The organism is Psychromicrobium silvestre, assembly GCF_013408295.1.
Classification (GTDB): domain Bacteria; phylum Actinomycetota; class Actinomycetes; order Actinomycetales; family Micrococcaceae; genus Renibacterium; species Renibacterium silvestre.
Genome location: NZ_JACBYQ010000002.1, coordinates 619,218 through 640,750 on the forward strand (window position 1 = coordinate 619,218; position 21,533 = coordinate 640,750).

Sequence of the window (21,533 nt, forward strand, 5' to 3'; positions counted from 1 at the left end):
ATTCCATTCCCATCCCGTGGGACACTCCCACGGGCTCCACAAAACTGAAGGAGCTCCACGATGGCTAAGGCTGAAATTCGCAAGCCCAAACCAAAGTCAAACCCCTTGAAGGCCGCTGACGTTACCGTCATCGACTACAAGGACGTCGCATTGCTGCGCAAGTTCATCTCTGACCGCGGAAAGATCCGTGCTCGTCGCGTCACCGGCGTGACTGTGCAGGAGCAGCGCAAGATCGCCCTGGCGATCAAGAACGCCCGCGAAGTTGCACTGCTGCCCTACTCGGGCGCCGGCCGCGGCAACTAAGGAGAGATTACACATGGCAAAGCTCATTTTGACCCACGAAGTAACTGGTCTCGGTGCCGCTGGCGACATTGTCGAGGTGAAGAACGGTTACGCCCGTAACTACCTTCTGCCCCGCGGCTTCGCCCTGACCTGGACCAAGGGTGGCGAGAAGCAGGTCGAATCGATCAAGGCTGCTCGCACCGCTCGTGAGCACGCTTCGGTTGAGGCTGCTCAGGCTCAGGCCGCCGCATTGTCCGCTGCTCCGGTGCGTCTTGAAGTGAAGGCTGGCAACTCCGGTCGACTCTTCGGCACCGTCAAGGCAGAGGACGTCGCTAAGGCTGTTGAGGCTGCCGGTCTCGGCAGCATCGACAAGCGTAAGGTCGAACTTCCCGCGCACATCAAGAGCGTCGGCAAGTACCAGGCCAACGTCCGGTTGCATGACGACGTTTCCGCCGTCATCGACCTGAACGTCGTTGCTGCCCGCTAGATCCTAAAAAATGCTCTCCCACCCTCTTCGGAGGAGGGGAGAGCATTTTTGGTTTAAGCCTGGTTCATTAGCTGAAAGCCAGCTCGGATCAGCTCTTTGAGCACTTTCAGCTCAATCTGCTCAAGCCGGGTCACGTAGAGGCAGCCGACGCCGGTCTTATGTTTTCCGAGTTCGCCGAGCTTTGCCCGGGCTGAATCCGTATTGATCAGCCCGTAGAAGGCTAGATTGCCCTTGCGTGGTGAGAAGCCGACGGCGACTTGGTCGCCTTCGCGACCGCTCTCGTACTTGTAGTGGTTGGATCCGAAGCCAATGATTGAGCTGCCCCACATGACGGCTTGATGTCCGGTGACCTCGGTCATGAGTTTCAGCAGTGTCTGGGCGTCGGCGCGCCGGACCGGATCAGATACCGAATCAATGAACTCTTGCACGGAGGCTTCGGTAGCCACGGTTTTGATCTGCTCGGATTTGGCTGCCATACTTCCGTTTCCCCGCTCCCGATGCGCGCCCGCTGGTTCAGATATTGTCGGCGAAACGTTTCGCGGTAGCCAGATCCATGCCGGTGCTCTGCCGAATCAACTTGATTGCTTCGATTTTCCGTCCCCCACGCACTAGGGCCTGAGCCTGAGCAATGATATGCGGTGGCAGCTGGACGGGAAGGGCCGGAGCATAGGCTTGGGCCGATTGAGCCGAGGTGAGGTTTTGTGGCCGCGCCACTTGAGAGGAATGTGAGCGGGCAGTCAGCTGCTGGAGGTACCGATCCGCCTCGGAGAGTCCGGATCCTCTCCTTTCCCCTCGACCGGCACGTAATGCCCAGATCAGAATGATCAAGCCTGCTACTGCAATGAGCCCTACAATCAACCATTCCATTCTTGAAGTTTAGTCTGCCGCGGAGGTCCCTGCATAGCGATGTCCGCGTCGACCCCATGGACGCCCTTGGACGTCCCTGGAAGGGGCTAGGAGCCCTCGCATGACATTGCTTCACGAGGGCACTCGTAGCGGCCACCGGGGGCGCTCGAAGCGGCTCTGACGAACCCCGCTTAAAAGGTTGTCAACATGCAAGCTGTGGATGAAGGTTGGCGAAAAAGATTTTTCCTTCCACAAGCTGTGAACAACGTTTCCCAAGGTCAGAGGCATATGTCATGATAAACATTTTTTGTATCCACAGGCTTATCCCCAATGAGTACACACAACACGCCGCAGTGTCCACAAGTTATCAACAGCCTTCTGCCAGCAGCGCGACGGAGTTGTTGTAACGTTGCCGAGTATCGATTTTTAGGACGCAGGCATCTCACGGTAGTTGTTCTGTCGGTGCTCTGCGATAGAAAGAAAACATACTGTTCCGCAACTGCGAAGTATGTAGCTTGAGCGCAGCCGCGGAAGGCTGCGGCAAAGCTGAATGTTAGAAGGGGAGAGGCAGTCATGTCGTTAGCGAGTCCAGATGCTTCGACAGACTCTCTGCGCGATCCCGACTTCGCCAGGACCCCGCCGCAAGACTTGGTCGCTGAACAAAGCGTGCTTGGTGGCATGTTGCTTTCCAAGGACGCCATCGCCGATGTTGTTGAGGTACTCCGAGGTCAGGACTTCTACCGTCCCGCGCACGAGAATATCTACGAGGCGGTCCTTGACCTCTATGGTCGCGGAGAGCCCGCCGATGCGGTCACGGTGGCCGATGAGCTGACCAAGCGTGGTGAGATCTCCAAGGTCGGCGGACCGGCATATCTTCATCAACTGATCCAGTCTGTTCCGACTGCGGCCAATGCGGGTTTCTACGCCCAGATTGTCAGCGAGCGAGCCGTGCTGCGGCGTCTGGTCAATGCCGGAACCAAGATCGTTCAGCTGGGATACAGCAACGACGGTGAAGTCGAAGACATCGTCAACGCCGCTCAGGCAGAGATCTTCTCGGTAGCCGAGCGTCGAGCCGCCGAGGACTATGTCCCGTTGGGTGAAGTGATGGAATCGGCGATGGACGAGATCGAAGCCGCCGGTCATCGGGGTGAGGGTCTGATCGGCGTGCCCACCGGTTTCTATGATTTGGATGATCTGACTCATGGCTTGCACCCGGGGCAGATGATCGTGATCGCCGCGCGCCCCGCCGTCGGTAAGTCCACCTTCGCCCTGGACATAGCTCGCTCCGCTGCCATTAAGCACAAAATGGCCACCGTTTTCTTTTCCTTGGAAATGAGCCGCACCGAGATTGCGATGCGCTTGATGAGCGCAGAAGCCACCATTCAGCTTCAGGATTTGCGCAAGGGTACCGTGAAGGACGAGCAGTGGGCCAAGATTGCCAAGGTGATGGGTCCACTCAACGAGGCGCCACTGTTCATCGATGACAGCCCTAATATGTCCTTGATGGAGATCCGAGCTAAGTGCCGTCGGCTCAAACAGCAGCACGACCTCAAGCTCGTGGTATTGGATTATCTACAGCTGATGTCCTCGGGCAAGCGGGTGGAATCACGCCAGCAGGAAGTTTCCGAGTTCTCTCGGGCGCTCAAGTTGCTGGCTAAGGAGCTGGGTGTTCCAGTGATCGCTTTGTCTCAGTTGAATCGTGGCTCCGAGCAGCGTACCGATAAGAAGCCGATGGTTTCCGATCTGCGCGAATCTGGTTCCATCGAGCAGGATGCGGATATGGTCATCTTGCTGCACCGCGAGGATATCTACGATAAGGAATCTTCACGAGCCGGTGAGGCTGATGTGATTGTAGCCAAGCATCGTAATGGCCCCACGAAGACCATCGTGGTCGGCTTCCAGGGGCATTACTCGCGGTTCTCCAATATGGCTCCCGACTCCGGTGGTGGGTCCTACTGAGTTCGACTCCGATCTCTTTCTGGCGTCGGCGCTGGACCTGAGTCACGTCAGGGCCTGTCATTACGCAGAGTCCTCTGGATATAAATGTGATTTATATCACAGGACCTAAATGCAACATAAACTGGGTCGAGAAGTTACCTAGGGGGCATGAATAGAAACCAGGTGAGTGCGTCGGCATCGAAGCTGAGTGCTGACTCTGAATTGCTCTCCGCCTGGCGGCGGTTATCGGAGATGGCGTGCTGGCGTGAGCCCGATGATTGGCTGATTCCAGAAGTCGAAGTCTTCGCTCAGGCACTCCTCGGCGAAGGAGATATTGAACGAGCTGCCCTGCTCCTGGGTGCGGCCCGGGCGCTGCTCGGGGTGGGTGTGGTTGAAACGGTTGAAGACCTCCGATGCGCCTATGTTGCAGCGGCTAAGACCCTGGACATCGATTCAATTCAGGCCATGCTCGAAGGGTGGTCCGCCAACTTCCAGCTCGCCCTTGGTGATTCCTGTACCGATCCTTCGACCGGTCTTGCCACGATTGCACACCTGGAGAGGTTGCTTCTGGATCACTGCGCCAGCGCCGAACTTGAGGAGAGCAAAGTCCTCGCCGCTATTAAACTTCCAGTCCGGCTAAATTTTGGCACCGCACCTACGGGTTGGGCTTTGAAGGCGGAGCTTGGCAGCGCCAGTCTGCTCTCTCTGACAGCTACTTCTGCGGTTGTGGCTTATAGCGATCACGCGGTGTTGATTCTGATGCCGCGCACCATCGAGAATCTGACGAAGTTGGCTCGGTGCCAGGAAGCCATTGAAGAGATTAGTCCAGCGCTCAAAGGACAGACTCGACTTGAGTGTGAACTAGCCCCCTCGCTGGAGCGGGAGATCCCTCTCGTTCTAGCAAGGCTTTGCCGCTAGTGATTCTTGGCAAAGCCTCGCTACTCAAAGTTCGAAGTGTGACTTATTTCACATTTTCTGAACGACATCTTCTCCGCCGATCCGTACTAAATCAATAAGCTCCGCCAAACAGGAGCGCAAAGGGGCCGTGAGCTGCATCGAGCAGCGGATTCCGCCTCGGGGGTGAAAGATCGAGTTTGGAGTAAAGGTGAAATCAACAACCAGAAACGGGATTGTGTCATTGGATCGGACCATTGGCGCAGCTAGGGGAATGAGTTCCCGGTGAGCGTATTTTGGACCGTGATCAATGGCTTGGCGACTTTCGTGATGGCCTTTTCTGCCGCCTATTTCTTTCTGAATGTCGGAATGGGGCTTAGCCAGTTGAGGAAGGACCGTACGACTTTACGGTTCCAAAGCCATTTCGAGTATGGCCGTCCTTTCGTCAGCACAGAGGGCCCACTAGCAACGGACTACAACATTTTCTTTATTATCGCTTGCTTGAATGAGCAAGCGGTGATCAGCTCTACGGTCAGAGGTTTGCTGAGTCCGGGGGGACAGAAGCGGATCGTCGTGATTGATGATGCGAGTGACGATGCCACGGGTGAGTTGGCATTGGTCGCCGGTGAGGGGCAGGTGACCTTGGTTCGCCGGGAGCTGCCGGAAGCTCGTCTGGGTAAGGGTGCGGCATTGAACAGTGGCTTCGCCACAATAGTGCGTGAAGTCGAGCGGGAGGGGTTGGATCCGGCGAAGGTCATCATTTGTGTAATGGATGCCGACGGCCAATTGTCCAATGGCACCTTGGCCGAGGTGCTGCCGCTCTTCGATGACGCCGAGGTGGGTGGGGTTCAGCTTGCGGTGCGGATTCGCAACCGTGCCAAGAACTTCCTGCTGCGATTCCAGGACTATCAATTTTGGTCTCAATCTGCGCTGACACAGTTTGGAAGGGTCCGAACGAATAGTGTCAGCCTGGGCGGGAACGGACAGTTTGCCCGGCTGAGTGCACTGCTCCAGGTCGGTGTTAGGCCGTGGTCGGGTTCTTTGACCGAAGATCTTGACTTGACCGTCAGCCTGGCCGCGATGGGTTGGAAGACCAGTTCAACCCCGCGGGCTGCGGTGGATCAGCAAGGGGTGGAGAAGTTCGGTCCCTTGCTGAAGCAGCGCACGCGCTGGTATCAGGGCCATATGCTGACCGCAAAGCGAATCCCGGAGATACTGCGCTCCGCCAAAATGGGCCATGCGGCGGCCGTGGAGATGACCCTCTACATCCTGGTGCCGTGGATCTTCGATCTGCCCTGGTCAATCCTCTACCACTTGGTCTTGGTAGAGCTGTTCCTCTCGCTATCGAGCATCAGTATCTTCGAGTGGGGTGCTGCCTCTTTGGCGCTTTATCTGGTGGTTTGGTACCTGCTCGGTTTCTGGCCAGCGATTTTGACGGCGGTGATCGCCTTCCGCCGCGACCACACCCTAGGGCTTTGGGGTGCAGTGAAAATGGGACACGCCTTCGTCATCACCAACTACTTGTCCTACGCCTGCGTGTGGCGGGCATTGTTCAGAATTCTTCGCCATGAAAACGGCTGGACTAAAACCGCTCGTTCGGCTGAACGTCCAATCTCAGCCAGGGAAGCCCGGGAAGCCCGGGAAGCCCGGGAAGCCAGAGAAGTTAAGGCAGTCAGAGAGGCCAGATCATGAGCACTCTTCCGCTCCCAGGCCAGGGAACGGTAGTCACTGTGAGCAGGTTGCAGCGAGTCTTGCGCTGGATCGTGGCCTTGACCATGCTGGCTTTTGCGACAGTTTTGCTGAGCCAGAATGTTGCAGTCCGCGAATTGGAGACCAAATTGCTTGCGTTCTGGTTCTCGCCGCTATTAATCGGCGGAGTAAAGCCCAATGACACGCACTTTCTAGTGACTATCCCGCCGGGTCAGCTAATTGCCTTCAACATCACCTTCGAGTGCACCGTATTGTTGTTGATTCTGCCGCTGACGGCGCTGAGCGCGTTGCTCCTGGCCTTTACGAAAACTAGCTGGACCAGGGTGGCCTCGGGGCTCCTGGTCTCTTCCGCCGTCGTGCTGGTTATCAATCAACTTCGGCTTGCCCTGATTGCTTTCACCACCCAAACCTGGGGTCTGGACTTTGGCTACCAAATTGGACACCGGTTTATCGGTTCACTGATTGCTCTCTTTGGCTTCGCGCTAGGTTTCCTGATTGTGCTCCGGATCGCCTTCAAAACGAACAAATTCCAGCAGCGAAAAGCCGCGGCTAGTACCCCTCGCAAAGCACACAGAAGGTAGAAAGAATGACTCTCAGCCCAGCAGCCCTGAATGGTGAAAAACGCTCCAAGCTAGATGGCAACTTTGTCCTATCCGAGTCCTCAAACCCTGGGGAGTCGGCGCGACTTCTAAGCGGCGAGTCAGCAGGTGCCGAACCAAGACGACTACGAACCAATCCAGTACCGGAAAGGAGGGCAGGTCGCTATCTGATAGCGGTGCCTACCCTACTGGAAATCATTATGGCGACAGCTGGTGCGAGCATTCTGTGGAATGGGGCGGAAGGCCGCGGCGTAGTTCACGCGAACATCACGAGTATTGCCATTTTTATCCTCGTTCTCGGTGCGATTCTGGTGCTCTATAGCCTGGCTGTCCGGGTGCGGCGAACGGAGAGCGCTCACGGCTACCGCTTGCCCACCGTTGATCGTTGGCTCCTTGCGGTCCGCAATATTTTGTTTGTGGTGATAGCTGTCTTCTCGGCGCAAATCGACAACTACTTCATTCAGTGGATGATTTGCTTTGCCGCGCTCTTGCTGAGCGTTCTCGGTGCTGCCGGCGCCGTTCTGTCTGTTCTCCGTCGAGAGGATGGATCAACCACTAACTGGAGCCTGGCTAATTTGGTTGCCGGAATTCTTGGCTTGATCTTCAGCGCCCAAGTACATGGCTGGGACCCCAACTTCATCACGCCACTGCTCGGCCTTATCCTGGTTCCGGCTTTTATCTCCTGGACCGTGAAGACAGCGATTAAGCCCTAACGAAACGAAGCTGAGTCAGTGACCGCGCTATGGGATTGGTCTCGACGCGGTTGTTAGAGCGGGGCAGACAGGACCGGGTGAGTAGGTCCTGTCCGCCCCGGGGACGGGGAGGCTTGAGCCCAAAAAGGGGAAGGGTCAAGCGCCGTTTCGTCCCAGGAACTCCGCCGGCCTGGGGCGACCGTAACGCGGGTTCGCTCTTTAAGTACCGTTTCGATCGGAAAGTGTTGCCGCTTTCCAGCATATTTTCCAGAATAATGACAGCGCCTGGGCGGAGGTATCTATCAGCTCCGGCAGGACACCGGCCAGGCGAAGGATGACGGTGAAAGATTCGAGCCGCTCGCCGATATTTGCAAGGTGTCAGTGGCTGGGCAATTCGGTCTGCTCAGGTTGAAATTGAGCTCTATTGGCGTGTTCAGCTGAGCCGCACCGCTGCAGGAAGAGACCCCAGCGCTGACGGTAGTGCAGGTCCAGCCCTGCGGCGGGGCGAAATTTGTGATGGCAGTGCCGGAAGGAGCCGAGAACTTGAAGGTTGTTTTACCGGGAGGCCGCTGCCCACTAACCGCAAAGCTCAGACGAATCTGTACCTGATCCTTCACCACGGTCTCCGAGGAGCTTTGGATCTGGGCGGTGTTGGGTGGCGGAGTTGCAAGGGGCTGCGCTGTAGCTGAAGGTGCTGTTGTGGGCAGGATCGGGCTAGCGGGTGGGATTACTGCGGGCTGAGTCGGCCGGGGCGACGGCGGTTGCTCCTGAGTTGGGCTCGGCACCTGTGTGGGTGGTGCAGTGGCGGTGCTATGAGTGCTGGGGGCAGGAGCTGTCACTATCGGGGCAGACACCTGGCTCGACGGTGGGATCTTCTTGGGCAATTGGACGGCTTCGACGGCCGCTGCGGGTGTTTGGATTGAATCTGCAACAAGGAGACCGCCAAGTCCGAAGGCCAATACAACGCTCAAGCTGATCGAGAGATTTCTCCCCAGAGTCAGCAGCGCTGCGAGGCTGTGCGTGCTCGATGTCGGCGAGGAGGACAGTGCCACGGTTCCGTTGGAGAAGGTTGATACCAGTGGAGCCCCCAACAAAACCGGCAGGGCCGTCGCGTTGAGCCCGACTCTCAGGTTGCCCACCGACTCGACCAGCGCTGTGCAGGACGCACAGCCGGCTAGATGAGCTTCGAAAGCGGCCAGCTTGCTGGGAGATAGCTTTCCCAGCACATAAGCAGGAATGTTCTTAGAGATCTGGCGGCATTCCTCCGATGTTATGACCCCCAAATGCTGTTTTACGAATTCGAGGCGGAGCCCGTTCTTCGCCCGGCGGTGCAACACCACGATCGCGTTGGGCGTCAATCCCATGATCGGAGCGACATCCCTGGGTTTCAGTTCCTGGATATCCAAATACCAGAGCGTTTGGCGCCAGCGGTCCGGTAGTGAATCAAAGGCAGCCTTGATAGCGGACTGATTGAACTCGGCTTCGACGCTGTCGTGGAACTCTTCTTGACTGTCGAGGAACCCATTATCATCGGTCGGAGCCTCCTTGGAGTCCTTTCGGATCGCCTTATTGACGTTCCTGGTGACAACGGCCATCAAATATGGTGAGAATACCTCCACCGGGCCGGTGCCGTCCTTGATCGCTGAGTAGATCGCGGTGAAGGCATCGGAAACGGCGTCCTCGGCGCGATGTTTGTCCCAGGTGATCCGGTTGGCGACGCGCAGGGCAGAGGCTTGGTGGCGGCGGTAGAGAACGCCGTAGGCGCCTTCATCACCATTGCGCAAAGCGGAGAGAAGCTCGCCGTCGGTCTTGTTATTGAGGGTGTCATCCTGGAGGGCCATCGTCATTTCCAGCCCACCTTCGCCTTCGAGGAGCCACCAGCAGTGGCTCCGATAATCGTCGAATAAGGAAGTCGTTCTTCGGGGGAGGCCTCAGTTATCCCCGACCTGAGTGGCCACCCTCTTCCGCGCTTTACATCTGTATGAACCTGATATCCAACCCCTTCGCATACTTGGCGGAAGAATGTACTGTTAGAGCCATTGTCCTCTCGCCAGCCCTCGGTGAAAAGGGGATCGGTGTGATCGGAAGGGCTGTCCTGTCTCGGTGCCAATTCGTCGGACTCTCTTGCTTCGGGGACCTCAACCTGCGTCGTCCCGCTACCTAATTTTTACTACCGTGAGATTACTAGCGCGGAATGATCAAGAAGTGACGCGCTTTTTCTGAATTTTTTCTACGGTCGGTAATTTTCGCTGCGGATTCCGGGCTGAACATCGCATCACTTTCTGTTCCGCCACGACTATTAACAGGTGTAGGCAGAATTTCAGAGCGAACAAACACGGAGTGATTCGCAGAACGCATGGAGTCTTTTCGTCTTGAAGATCAGGTTCGGGTCGGGTGTCCGACCGAACAGTATTTCAAGACACCTTAAACCCCGACGAGCTTCTCGTCGTGCTGGCCCCAGGTCACTTGATCAACCGGTACACCGGGACCTGCCCAGCGGCTTCGATACTCCTTCAATCCCCTTGAGTATCGGATGGCAAGGAGGGACCCCTTAACCCCATAAGGGGTCCCTCCCAGGGATCTGCTGAAACTGCTTGAGGCAGAGAAATCGGGTCTTCAAAGATTTCTCGGATCTATCCGTCACAATCTACCCCCACCGCAGCTATTAACAGTTATGAACTATTTCTGTTGGGGGACGTCTGACCCTGGATCGGGGAGTGCACTCGGTTGTGGTGTTGCCCGGAGGCCTGACGTGCAAGCCGGTCGGTTATGTTTTCGTATTGAAACTAGCCGATCGGCTATAAGAAATAGCCCATGGGCCAATTGAAGAGTGCCATTTTCGGTGGTCCAATCAGAGCAAGGCCCGGGATGGGAAACCCGAGCCGGGCTCTCGACGTACTGGGGAGGCGCACTATGAATGGTTGTTCACCGCGACCGAATAGTCCACGGGGGATTTCTACACAGCCTGGGGGCTGCTGAGGCCATCGTGTCTCAAGGGCTAGATCAATAGCCAAAGAACCGGAAATCCGATCTTATTGCTTGTGTTTGACGTTATGAGGGAAGTAGCCAGATGAGTCAGAAAACCATATTTACGGGGCGACATTTTAGAAGTCACCGAGAAGCAAAGTCCTGGACGCGGACGTCCAAGGCTATCGCTGCCGCCGCAGCATTGCTGACAGCGTTGATGGTGATTTCTCCTGTGGTTCCGATGGCCGATGCTTATCAACGCCCTACCACTGGAGCGGGGGCGAGCATCACTTACCCATCGGGCGTCACCGTAACCGCGAGCCAGGCGGGAGCCGGTGGCAAGTCTGTTAGTGCCGCAACCGTCGGGTTCGGCACGACGGCTGGATACGGCTATCTCGCAAGTGATTACACCCCGGCGGTCCCCAATAACAGCCCCGGCATTACGCTGGGCGTCCCTGGACAGCCAACCAGCGCGAGTTGCCCGGACTATGGGCTCTGTACGGGTATAGGAACCTTCACTTTCACCTTCTCCCAGCCCGTGCTTAACCCCCACATGCATATTGACGAACTTGGCGGAGTAGCGACTCAGTCGAGCACAGTAAATAATGTGACCACGACCACGACCAACTCGACTTCGACGCGGCTCACTCTGACTACGCCTGGCGCAACGATGGCTGTTGCGTCCGGACGGAACATCGCCATCACCGGCGGCAACACCATCGAATCTCCAACCAAAACAATGGACGTCAACTGTACGAGCGGTTCGCCGGCGCCCGGTTGTGGAACCGTCGCGATTACCGGCTTGGTGAGCTCGTTGACCTTCAGCGTTTCGTCCTTCACAGCTCTGCGAGCTGGCACGGCTGCCAGCAATTTTCACGCCTTCGATGCGTTCCCGGTGTCGTTCACCTTTGATGAGGACTTCGGGGATGCGCCCGCTTCCTATGATCAGGGAAATGCCGCCCGCGCGGTGGTCAGCGATGTCCATCTGGGGGCTGGAATCTCTGCCGATAACATCAACGTCGCCAACGCTGTTGCGAGCCCCAATTCCAGCGCTACCGCGGCTCTCGATACTCTTGACGACGGCGTCGCCTTACCCCCTCTTAGAGCGGGTGATACTTCTTACTCGGCTACGGTAGCGATTAGTGGGGCGAGTAAAGCCGGAACCACCTGTGGCTGGGTCGATTTCAATCAGAATGGCATTTTCGATAATCCGTCTGAACAAGCTTGTGCGAGCTTTGCCGCCGGAGCAACCAGTGCGACTTTGAACTGGTCTGGTCTGAGCGGGATAGTTCCTGGACAGACCTATGCGCGGTTCCGAGTTGGCTATACCGCGGCTCAGATTCAATCACCTATCGGGGCTTCGGACTCGGGTGAAGTCGAGGACTATGCCTTGACCGTGGGACTGGCTCCGATTAGCTGTAGCGTTCTCTATGGTCTGGACCAAACTAAAACTGCCAGCTCAAACTTGCTGTGGACGGTTGACCCGGCGACTGGTGCGGCGACCCTTGCGGGAGGGTTCACAAATCCTTCCGCTGACCTGATGAACTCGCTGGCCTTGGCCGGTAACACTCTTCTCGCCGTACGCGAGGCATCTGGCTTGACGACGACAACGATCCAGACGTTGAACGCGGTCACCGGAGCGGAGACGAGTACCGTTGTCTCGTTGGGTCAGACCGTGGTCGGTGGGCTCAAGGTGGGCGCCTACAACCCGGCTACCGGCTATTATTACTTTGGCTTCTTCACCGGAACTCAACTTGTACTCTTCGCCTATAACGTAGCCACGAGTACCTTCGTGGGCCAGGTCGGTTTTATCGCAACGGGCGCCGCCGGCGGAGATATCGCTTTTGATGGATCGGGCCGTTTATATGCGGTTATCGGCAGCTCGACGGCATATGCGGTAAGGGTGACTAACGATCCGGTTCCGACGACTGCCGGCAACGTGAGTATCGCGAATACTGCGATTGCGAGCGGACCGTCGACTAGTTTCGGTGGAGTTGGTTTTGGTCCCGATGGCTTCCTGTATGTAACAGGTGCCGGCGATACACTTACGAAGTTCAACCCATCTTCGGGCGCGACGGTGTCAACAACTACCTTGACCCCAACGACTCCGGGAATTGGCGACCTGGCTTCCTGCGGTGCACCTTATACGATGCAGGTTCAGAAGAATCTTCCGAACGGTCGCGTGGTCGCGTCAGATCAGTTTGGGTTGAGTGTTACCGGGGGCGGTTTATCCCAGGGTAATACAGGGACCACAACTGGCACCGAGACCGGCGTGCAAAATCAGAGCTTCACCGAGATAGCTGGGCCCGTGCTGGGCTTGCCGGGTACTACTTACACAATCGCGGAGACCGGCAGCGGTGGCGCGAATCTGGGCAATTACGCAAGCACTTACCAGTGTGTTGACACCCTGCATGGAAATGCTGTGGTGGCGAGTGGTTCCGCAGCGACGGGTACCTTCACGATGCCTTCCGTCGCAGGCGGAGCGAATGTGGTGTGTACGTTTACTAATACGCCGTCCTTGCCCGCGATTTCGTTGACGAAGGTGCCGTCAAGTCCGACGTTTACTGCTGGTGTTCCGGTGACGTATACGTTTACGGCGACGAACACGGGCACCGTTGCCCTGTCGGCGGTGACGATTTCTGAGGGTGCGTTTAATGGTTCCGGTGCGATGTCTGCTCTGAGTTGCGGTCCGGTACAGCCCGCGACGCTGGCTCCAGGGGCGGTATTGACATGTACGGCGACGTATACGCCAACGCAAGCCGATGTGGATCGCGGCAATATTACGAACGCGGCGAGCGTAACTGGTAATCCTCCGACAGGTCCTCCGGTGACGGCGAACGCGAATGCAACGATCACTTCCGCGCCAAATCCCGGGGTTTCTTTGGTGAAGTCGGTTGCTGAGACTGATTTGACGGGTGCGGGTCAGGTTTTGCATTACTCGTTTGTGGTGACGAATACGGGGAATGTGACTCTTGCTCCGGTGACGGTGTCCGAGACTGCGTTCTCGGGGACGGGTACGCCGATGAGCATTACCTGTCCTGCCGGTGCCGCTTCCCTGGCTCCGGGTGCTCAGGTGACATGTACTGCGACGTATACGTTGACGCAGGCTGATGTTGATTCGGGTCAAGTGACGAATACTGCGGTGGCTCATGGCACTCCGCCTTCGGGTCCGGTGGTGGATTCACCGCCGTCCTCTGCCGCTGTTCCGGGTACGTTGAGTCCTGCGATGACGTTTAGTAAGACGGCTGATGCGTCTGCGGTGACTTCTCCGGCCCAGGTGGGGCAGTTGATTACTTATCATTTCTCCTCGACGAATACGGGTAACACGACGTTGACGGGTGTGGTGATCAATGATGGTTTGGCTGGTTTGTCACCGTTGACGTATACCTGGCCGGGTACGCCGGGCACGTTGTTGCCCGGTCAGACGGTGACCGCTACGGCGACGTATGCGTTGACGCAGGCTGATATTGACGCGGGTCATGTTGCCAATTCCGCGACGACGACGGGTACTCCGCCTAGTGGTCCTCCGGTGACTCCTCCGCCGGGAACGACGGATACCCCGTTGGTCGCCGGTCCAGCTGTTTCTTTGGTGAAGTCGGTTGCTGAGACTGACTTGACGGGTGTGGGTCAGGTTCTTCACTACTCGTTCTTGGTGACGAATACCGGAAATGTGACCCTGGCCCCGGTCACGGTCGCTGAGTCCGCGTTCACCGGTACCGGTACCGCGCCGGTTATCACGTGCCCGGCTGGTGCTACTTCCTTGGCGCCGGGTGCTCAGGTGAATTGTACTGCTACATATACGGTGACGCAGGCGGATGTGGATGCGGGTCGGGTGGACAACACCGCAGTGGCTCATGGCACTCCGCCGACGGGGGCGGTGGTGGATTCACCGCCGTCTTCCGCTTCGGTGCCGGGTACCTCCAACCCTGCTATGACCTTTAGCAAGACCGCTGATGCTGCCGCGGTGACCTCTCCTGCCCAGGTGGGCCAGCTGATCACCTATCACTTCACGTCGACGAACACCGGTAACGTGACCTTGACCGGCGTCGTTATTAACGATCCGCTGGTTGGTCTCTCTCCTTTGACCTATACCTGGCCTGGTACTCCCGGTACCTTGGCACCGGGGCAAAGTGTGACGGCGACCGCTACCTATGCGGTCACGCAGGCTGATATTGATGCTGGTCATGTGGCGAACTCGGCCACGACGACGGGTACGCCGCCGTCGGGTCCGCCGGTGACTCCTCCGCCGGGAACGACGGATACTCCGTTGACTCCCGGGCCGGCGATGACGTTTACGAAGACGGCTGATGCTTCGGCGGTGACCTCACCCGCTCAAGTGGGTCAGCTCATTACGTATAACTTCACTGCGATGAATACCGGTAACGTGACGTTGACCGGCGTGGTGATCAATGACGGCCTGGCTGGGCTCTCGCCGTTGACGTATATCTGGCCGGGAATCGCTGGCACGCTAGCACCGGGCGAAGCGGTGACCGCGACGGCGACCTATGCGTTGACGCAGGCTGATATTGATGCGGGCCATGTGGCTAACTCCGCGACGACGACGGGTACTCCTCCGAGTGGTCCGCCGGTGACTCCTCCGCCGGGAACCACTGACACTCCGCTTGCCGCGGGTCCGGCTGTTTCTTTGGTGAAGTCGGTTGCTGAGACTGATTTGACGGGTGCGGGTCAGGTTTTGCATTACTCGTTTGTGGTGACGAATACGGGGAATGTGACTCTTGCTCCGGTAACGGTGGCTGAGACGTCGTTCTCTGGGACGGGTACTGCTCCGGTTATCACCTGCCCGGCGGGTGCTACTTCCTTGGCTCCAGGCGCATCGGTGACCTGCACGGCGACGTATGCGGTGACTCAGGCTGATTTCGATTCGGGTCAAGTGACGAATACTGCGGTGGCTCATGGCACTCCGCCTTCGGGTCCGGTGGTGGATTCACCGCCGTCGTCTGCTTCGGTTCCGGGTACTTCTAGCCCGGCGATGACGTTCTCCAAGACCGCAGACGCCTCGGCGGTGCAGAACCCGTCCCAGGTGGGTGATGTGATTACCTATCACTTCACTTCGACCAATACGGGTAACGTGACATTGACCGGTGTCGTGATTAGTGATCCGCTGCCGGGCTTGTCTGCACTCACCTATACCTGGCCAGGTACGGCAGGAACTCTCCTGCCGGGCCAGACGGTGACGGCGACCGCAACCTATGCGATCACGCAGGCGGATATTGATGCCGGTCATGTAGCCAATAGCGCGACGACGACGGGTACACCGCCGTCGGGTCCTCCGGTGACGCCTCCGCCGGGAACGACGGATACTCCGTTGACTCCTGCTCCGGCGATGACGTTCTCCAAGACGGCTGATGCGTCTGCTGTTCAGAACCCGTCCCAGGTGGGTGACGTTATTACCTATAACTTCACGGCTACCAATACCGGTAACGTGACGTTGACGAATGTGGTCATCAACGATGGTCTCGTTGGCTTGTCGCCGTTGACCTACACCTGGCCGGGTACCGCGGGTACTTTGGCTCCGGGCGAGGTTGTCACGGCGACTGCGACGTATGCGATCACTCAAGCGGATATTGATGCGGGTCATGTGGCGAATTCCGCGACGACGACGGGCACTCCGCCGAGTGGTCCGCCTGTGACTCCTCCGCCGGGAACGACGGATACTCCGTTGACTCCGGCTCCGGCGATGACGTTCTCTAAGACGGCTGACGCGTCGGCTGTGCAGAACCCGTCCCAGGTTGGTGATGTTATTAGCTATCACTTCACTGCTACGAACACGGGTAATGTCACCCTGACCGGTGTGGTGATTAATGACGGACTAGCTGGTTTGTCGCCGTTGACCTACACGTGGCCGGGGACTCCGGGCACGTTGTTGCCGGGTGAGGTTGTTACTGCGACGGCGACGTATGCGATCACTCAAGCTGATATTGATGCCGGTCATGTGGCGAATTCCGCGACGACGACGGGTACACCGCCGTCGGGTCCGCCGGTGACGCCTCCGCCGGGAACGACGGATACTCCGTTGACTCCGGCTCCGGCGATGACGTTCTCTAAGACTGCTGACGCGTCGGCTGTTCAGAACCCGTCTCAGGTTGGTGATGTTATTACCTATAACTTCACTGCTACGAACACTGGCAATGTGACGTTGACTGGCGTCGTGATCAACGACGGCTTGGCTGGTTTGTCCCCGCTGACGTACACGTGGCCGGGTACTCCGGGAACGTTGTTGCCGGGTGAGGTTGTCACGGCGACCGCAACCTATGCGGTGACTCAGGCGGATATTGATGCCGGTCACGTAGCGAATTCCGCGACGACGACGGGCACTCCTCCGAGTGGTCCGCCGGTCACGCCTCCTCCGGGAACGACGGATACTCCGCTGGTTGCTAATCCTGCGATGACGTTTAGCAAGACTGCTGACGCCAGTGCGGTGCAGAACCCGTCCCAGGTTGGCGACGTTATTACCTATAACTTCACCGCTACCAATACGGGTAACGTCACGCTCACGGGTGTGATTATCAATGACGGTCTCGTTGGACTCTCCCCGTTGACGTACACGTGGCCGGGGACTCCGGGCACGTTGTTGCCCGGTGAATCAGTCACGGCGACGGCGACGTATGCGGTGACGCAGTCTGATATTGATGCCGGTCACGTAGCCAATAGTGCGACGACGACGGGTACTCCGCCGTCGGGTCCTCCGGTGACTCCTCCGCCAGGAACCACGGACACCCCATTGACGTCTAACCCCGCGATGACGTTTAGCAAGACTGCTGATGCGTCGGCGGTGCAGAACCCGTCCCAGGTTGGGGATGTGATTACCTACAACTTCACGGCTACCAATACCGGTAACGTGACGTTGACGGGTGTGGTCATCAATGATGGTCTGGTTGGGCTTTCGCCGTTGACGTACACGTGGCCGGGGACTCCGGGCACGTTGTTGCCGGGTGAGGTTGTCACGGCAACTGCGAGCTATGCGATCACCCAAGCTGATATTGATGCTGGTCATGTGGCGAACTCGGCGACCACGACGGGTACACCTCCGAGTGGTCCCCCGGTCACGCCTCCGCCAGGAACCACGGACACCCCGTTGACGTCTAACCCCGCGATGACGTTTAGCAAGACTGCTGATTCTTCGGCTGTGACGTCTCCTGCCGTGGTCGGTCAGGTGATTACCTACAACTTCACTGCGACGAATACGGGTAACGTGACGTTGACTGGTGTGGTCATCAATGATGGTCTCGTTGGCTTGTCGCCGTTGACGTACACCTGGCCTGGCACTCCGGGCACGTTGTTGCCAGGTGAGACGGTTACGGCTTCTGCGACGTATGCGATCACTCAAGCGGATATTGATGCGGGTCATGTGGCGAATTCCGCGACGACGACGGGCACTCCGCCGAGTGGTCCGCCGGTCACGCCTCCGCCGGGAACGACGGATACTCCGTTGACCCCGGCACCCGCGATGACGTTCTCTAAGACTGCTGATTCTTCGGCGGTGCAGAACCCGTCCCAGGTTGGTGATGTTATTACTTATAACTTCACCGCTACGAACACGGGTAATGTCACCCTGACCGGTGTGGTGATTAATGACGGACTAGCTGGTTTGTCACCGCTCACGTATACCTGGCCGGGGACTCCGGGCACGTTGTTGCCGGGTGAGGTTGTTACTGCGACTGCGACGTATGCGATCACTCAAGCTGATATTGATGCCGGTCACGTAGCCAATAGTGCGACGACGACGGGCACGCCTCCGTCGGGTCCGCCTGTGACGCCTCCGCCGGGAACCACGGATACGCCGTTGGTTGCTAATCCTGCGATGACGTTCAGCAAGACCGCTGACGCGTCGGCGGTGCAGAACCCGTCCCAGGTTGGTGATGTTATTACTTATAACTTCACCGCTACCAATACCGGTAACGTGACGTTGACTGGCGTGGTCATCAATGATGGTCTCGTTGGACTCTCCCCGTTGGCCTATACCTGGCCGGGGACTCCTGGCACGTTGTTGCCGGGTGAGGTTGTTACTGCTACGGCGACGTACAGCATCACCCAAGCTGATATTGATGCGGGCCATGTAGCCAATAGCGCGACGACGACGGGTACACCTCCGTCGGGTCCTCCGGTGACGCCTCCGCCGGGAACCACGGATACGCCGTTGGTTGCTAATCCTGCGATGACGTTCAGCAAGACCGCTGACGCTAGTGCGGTGCAGAACCCCTCGCAGGTGGGTGATGTGATTACCTATCACTTCACTGCTACGAACACGGGTAACGTGACGTTGACTGGCGTCGTGATCAATGACGGTCTCGTTGGCTTGTCGCCGCTCACCTATACCTGGCCGGGGACTCCGGGCACGTTGTTGCCGGGCGAGGTTGTCACAGCTTCTGCAACCTATGCGGTGACTCAGGCGGATATTGATGCCGGTCACGTAGCCAATAGTGCGACGACGACGGGCACTCCGCCGAGTGGTCCGCCTGTGACTCCTCCGCCGGGAACGACGGATACTCCGTTGACTCCGGCTCCGGCGATGACGTTCTCTAAGACCGCTGACGCTAGCGCTGTGCAGAACCCGTCCCAGGTTGGCGATGTTATTACCTATCACTTCACTGCCACGAACACGGGTAATGTCACGCTCACGGGTGTGGTCATCAATGATGGTCTCGTTGGACTCTCCCCGTTGACGTATACCTGGCCTGGTACTCCGGGCACGTTGTTGCCCGGTGAAGTGGTGACGGCGACCGCAAGCTATGCGGTGACGCAGTCTGATATTGATGCCGGTCACGTGGCCAATAGTGCGACAACGACGGGCACGCCCCCAAGCGGTCCTCCGGTGACGCCTCCGCCGGGAACGACGGATACTCCGTTGACTCCGGCTCCGGCGATGACGTTCTCTAAGACCGCTGACGCTAGCGCTGTGCAGAACCCGTCCCAGGTTGGCGATGTTATTACCTATCACTTCACTGCCACGAACACGGGTAACGTCACGCTTACGGGTGTCACTATCAATGACGGCCTTGTTGGCTTGTCGCCGCTCACCTATACCTGGCCGGGAGTAGCTGGCACGCTAGCACCCGGTGAGGTTGTCACGGCGACGGCCACGTACAGCATCACCCAAGCTGATATTGATGCTGGTCATGTGGCGAACTCGGCCACGACGACGGGCACGCCCCCGAGTGGTCCCCCGGTCACGCCGCCGCCGGGAACGACGGATACCCCGTTGACTCCGGCTCCGGCGATGACGTTTAGCAAGACTGCTGATGCGTCTGCTGTGCAGAGCCCGTCGCAGGTTGGCGATGTGATTACCTATCACTTCACTGCGACGAACACGGGTAACGTCACGCTTACGGGTGTCACTATCAATGACGGCCTTGTTGGCTTGTCGCCGCTCACCTATACCTGGCCGGGAGTAGCTGGCACGCTAGCACCCGGTGAGGTTGTCACTGCGACGGCGACGTATGCGATCACCCAGGCTGATATTGATGCTGGTCATGTGGCGAATTCAGCGACGACGACTGGCACGCCTCCAAGCGGTCCTCCGGTAACGCCGCCGCCGGGAACCACGGACACTCCTTTACCACCGGCACCAGCGGTGTCTTTGGTGAAGTCGGTGGCGGAGACGTCGCTGACGGGTGCTGGGCAGGTTCTTCACTACTCGTTCTTGGTGACGAATACCGGAAACGTGACCTTGGCTCCGGTCACGGTGACGGAGACTGCGTTCACGGGGACGGGTGCGGCACCGGTGGTGACGTGTCCTGGGCCTCCTAATGCGGTGATTCCATTGGATCCGGGCGAGTCGATAACTTGCACTGCGACGTATACGGTGACGCAGGCAGATGTGGATGCGGGCTTCGTGGATAACACCGCGGTGGCTCATGGCACTCCGCCGACGGGTCAGATCGTGGACTCACCGCCGTCGAGCGCTTCGGTGCCGGCCGACCAAAGGCCGGGGCTGTTGCTGACGAAGGTCGCCGACGCTTCCGCAGTTCAGGATCCGGCTGTTGTCGGTGACGTGATTACCTATCACTTCACCGCGACAAATACCGGAAACACCACCTTGACGGGTGTGAGCATTGTGGACGGCCTAGCTGGCCTGTCGCCTCTGACCTATGTTTGGCCAGGCACTCCAGGTACTTTGGCACCCGGTGAGGTCGTCACGGCATCTGCGACCTATGCGATTACTCAGGCGGATATTGATGCCGGTCACGTAGCGAACTCCGCGACGACGACGGGCGGTCCGTCCACGCCTCCGGTCACTACGGATACTCCGTTGCCGCCGGGGCCGGGTCTGTCGTTCGCGAAGACCGCTGACGCCAGTGCGGTGCGGAATCCGGCAAAGGTCGGGGATCTGGTGACCTACAACTTCACCGCAAGCAACACGGGTAACGTGACGCTGACCGGGGTGGCGATCCACGATGGCTTGGTGGGGCTTTCAGCGCTCACCTATACCTGGCCGGGAACCCGAGGGACGTTGTCACCCGGCCAAATGGTGACAGCTACCGCAACCTATCCGCTCAGGCAGGCTGATATTGATGCCGGTCACGTAGCGAATTCGGCGACCACCACGGGCACACCGCCGAGCGGTCCACCGTTGACGCCTCCGCCGAGCACGACGGATACTCCGCTGCCGCAGGGTCCGGCGATGTCGTTCGCGAAGACTGCTGACGCGAGTCATGTGCAGAATCCGGCGAAGGTGGGTGACGTGATCACGTATCACTTCACGGCAACCAATACCGGGAACGTGACGTTGACCGGCGTCGTGATCAACGACAAGTTGGTTGGTCTTTCGGAGCTCAGCTACAGCTGGCCGGGGGTAGCTGGCACGCTGACCCCGGGTCAGACGGTGACGGCGACCGCGACGTATGCGCTCACTCAGTCGGATATCAATGCAGAGAAGGTGGTCAATACCGCGACGATTGAAGGTACACCGCCGACGGGTCCTCCGGTCACGCCTCCGCCGGGTGTTGCGGTGGTGGATCTTCCTCCGATACCGCAGGCACCGCCGTTGGCTTATACCGGGGCCAGCCTGGCTGGCTTGGGTGTGGGTGTGTTGGCGATCCTGCTCGGAGGGCTATTCATGGTGATAAGCCGCCGCAAGCGATCACGGGCATAGGAGTG

Annotated in this window: 11 protein-coding genes; 8 read left to right on the forward strand and 3 right to left on the reverse strand. The window is 58.3% G+C overall.

All coding sequences use genetic code 11. The features are described from left to right. The first annotated feature begins 60 nt into the window (after positions 1-60). Positions 61-303 (forward strand): 30S ribosomal protein S18, encoded by a 243-nt coding sequence (gene rpsR, locus FHU41_RS10945; RefSeq protein WP_045076098.1) that lies wholly within the window; start codon positions 61-63, stop codon positions 301-303. Between the two features lie 13 nt (positions 304-316). Beyond that, entirely contained in the window at positions 317-769 is a 453-nt protein-coding gene (gene rplI / locus FHU41_RS10950) for a 50S ribosomal protein L9 (RefSeq protein WP_179389694.1), read from the forward strand. Between the two features lie 53 nt (positions 770-822). Here rplI and FHU41_RS10955 read toward each other — a convergent pair whose 3' ends face one another. Together FHU41_RS10955 and FHU41_RS10960 are read right to left on the reverse strand one after the other, a co-directional pair. Continuing rightward, the gene (locus FHU41_RS10955; protein ID WP_179389695.1) at positions 823-1,245 is read right to left on the reverse strand and encodes a DUF1801 domain-containing protein; all 423 of its coding nucleotides are present in this window, start codon (positions 1,243-1,245) and stop codon (positions 823-825) included. Positions 1,246-1,282: 37 nt separating this feature from the next. Next, a complete protein-coding gene (locus FHU41_RS10960) occupies positions 1,283-1,636 on the reverse strand; it encodes a hypothetical protein (RefSeq protein WP_179389696.1) in 354 nt (117 codons plus the stop codon). A gap of 552 nt (positions 1,637-2,188) precedes the next feature. Here FHU41_RS10960 and dnaB point away from each other — a divergent pair. The 5 genes from dnaB (at position 2,189) to FHU41_RS10985 (ending at position 7,469) form a co-directional block, all read left to right on the forward strand. Next, entirely contained in the window at positions 2,189-3,574 is a 1,386-nt protein-coding gene (gene dnaB, locus FHU41_RS10965; protein ID WP_179389697.1) for a replicative DNA helicase, read from the forward strand. Between the two features lie 147 nt (positions 3,575-3,721). Continuing rightward, positions 3,722-4,471: a hypothetical protein gene (locus FHU41_RS10970; protein ID WP_179389698.1), complete on the forward strand. Its 750-nt coding sequence runs from the start codon at positions 3,722-3,724 to the stop codon at positions 4,469-4,471. Positions 4,472-4,732: 261 nt separating this feature from the next. Next, entirely contained in the window at positions 4,733-6,139 is a 1,407-nt protein-coding gene (locus tag FHU41_RS10975; protein WP_343046314.1) for a glycosyltransferase, read from the forward strand. Further along, on the forward strand, positions 6,136-6,738 hold the full coding sequence (locus FHU41_RS10980; protein ID WP_179389699.1) for an exosortase/archaeosortase family protein: 603 nt from the start codon (positions 6,136-6,138) through the stop codon (positions 6,736-6,738). Before FHU41_RS10975 ends, FHU41_RS10980 begins: the two co-directional genes overlap by 4 nt. Before the next feature lie 218 nt (positions 6,739-6,956). After that, complete coding sequence (locus FHU41_RS10985) at positions 6,957-7,469, forward strand: hypothetical protein (protein ID WP_179389700.1); 513 nt, start codon at positions 6,957-6,959, stop codon at positions 7,467-7,469. Positions 7,470-7,750: 281 nt separating this feature from the next. Here FHU41_RS10985 and FHU41_RS10990 read toward each other — a convergent pair whose 3' ends face one another. Continuing rightward, the gene (locus tag FHU41_RS10990; RefSeq protein ID WP_179389701.1) at positions 7,751-9,295 is read right to left on the reverse strand and encodes a sigma-70 family RNA polymerase sigma factor; all 1,545 of its coding nucleotides are present in this window, start codon (positions 9,293-9,295) and stop codon (positions 7,751-7,753) included. Positions 9,296-10,632: 1,337 nt separating this feature from the next. Between FHU41_RS10990 and FHU41_RS10995 the strand changes: the two genes are divergently transcribed. Next, positions 10,633-21,528: a beta strand repeat-containing protein gene (locus tag FHU41_RS10995; RefSeq protein ID WP_179389702.1), complete on the forward strand. Its 10,896-nt coding sequence runs from the start codon at positions 10,633-10,635 to the stop codon at positions 21,526-21,528. The last annotated feature ends 5 nt before the right edge of the window (positions 21,529-21,533 follow it).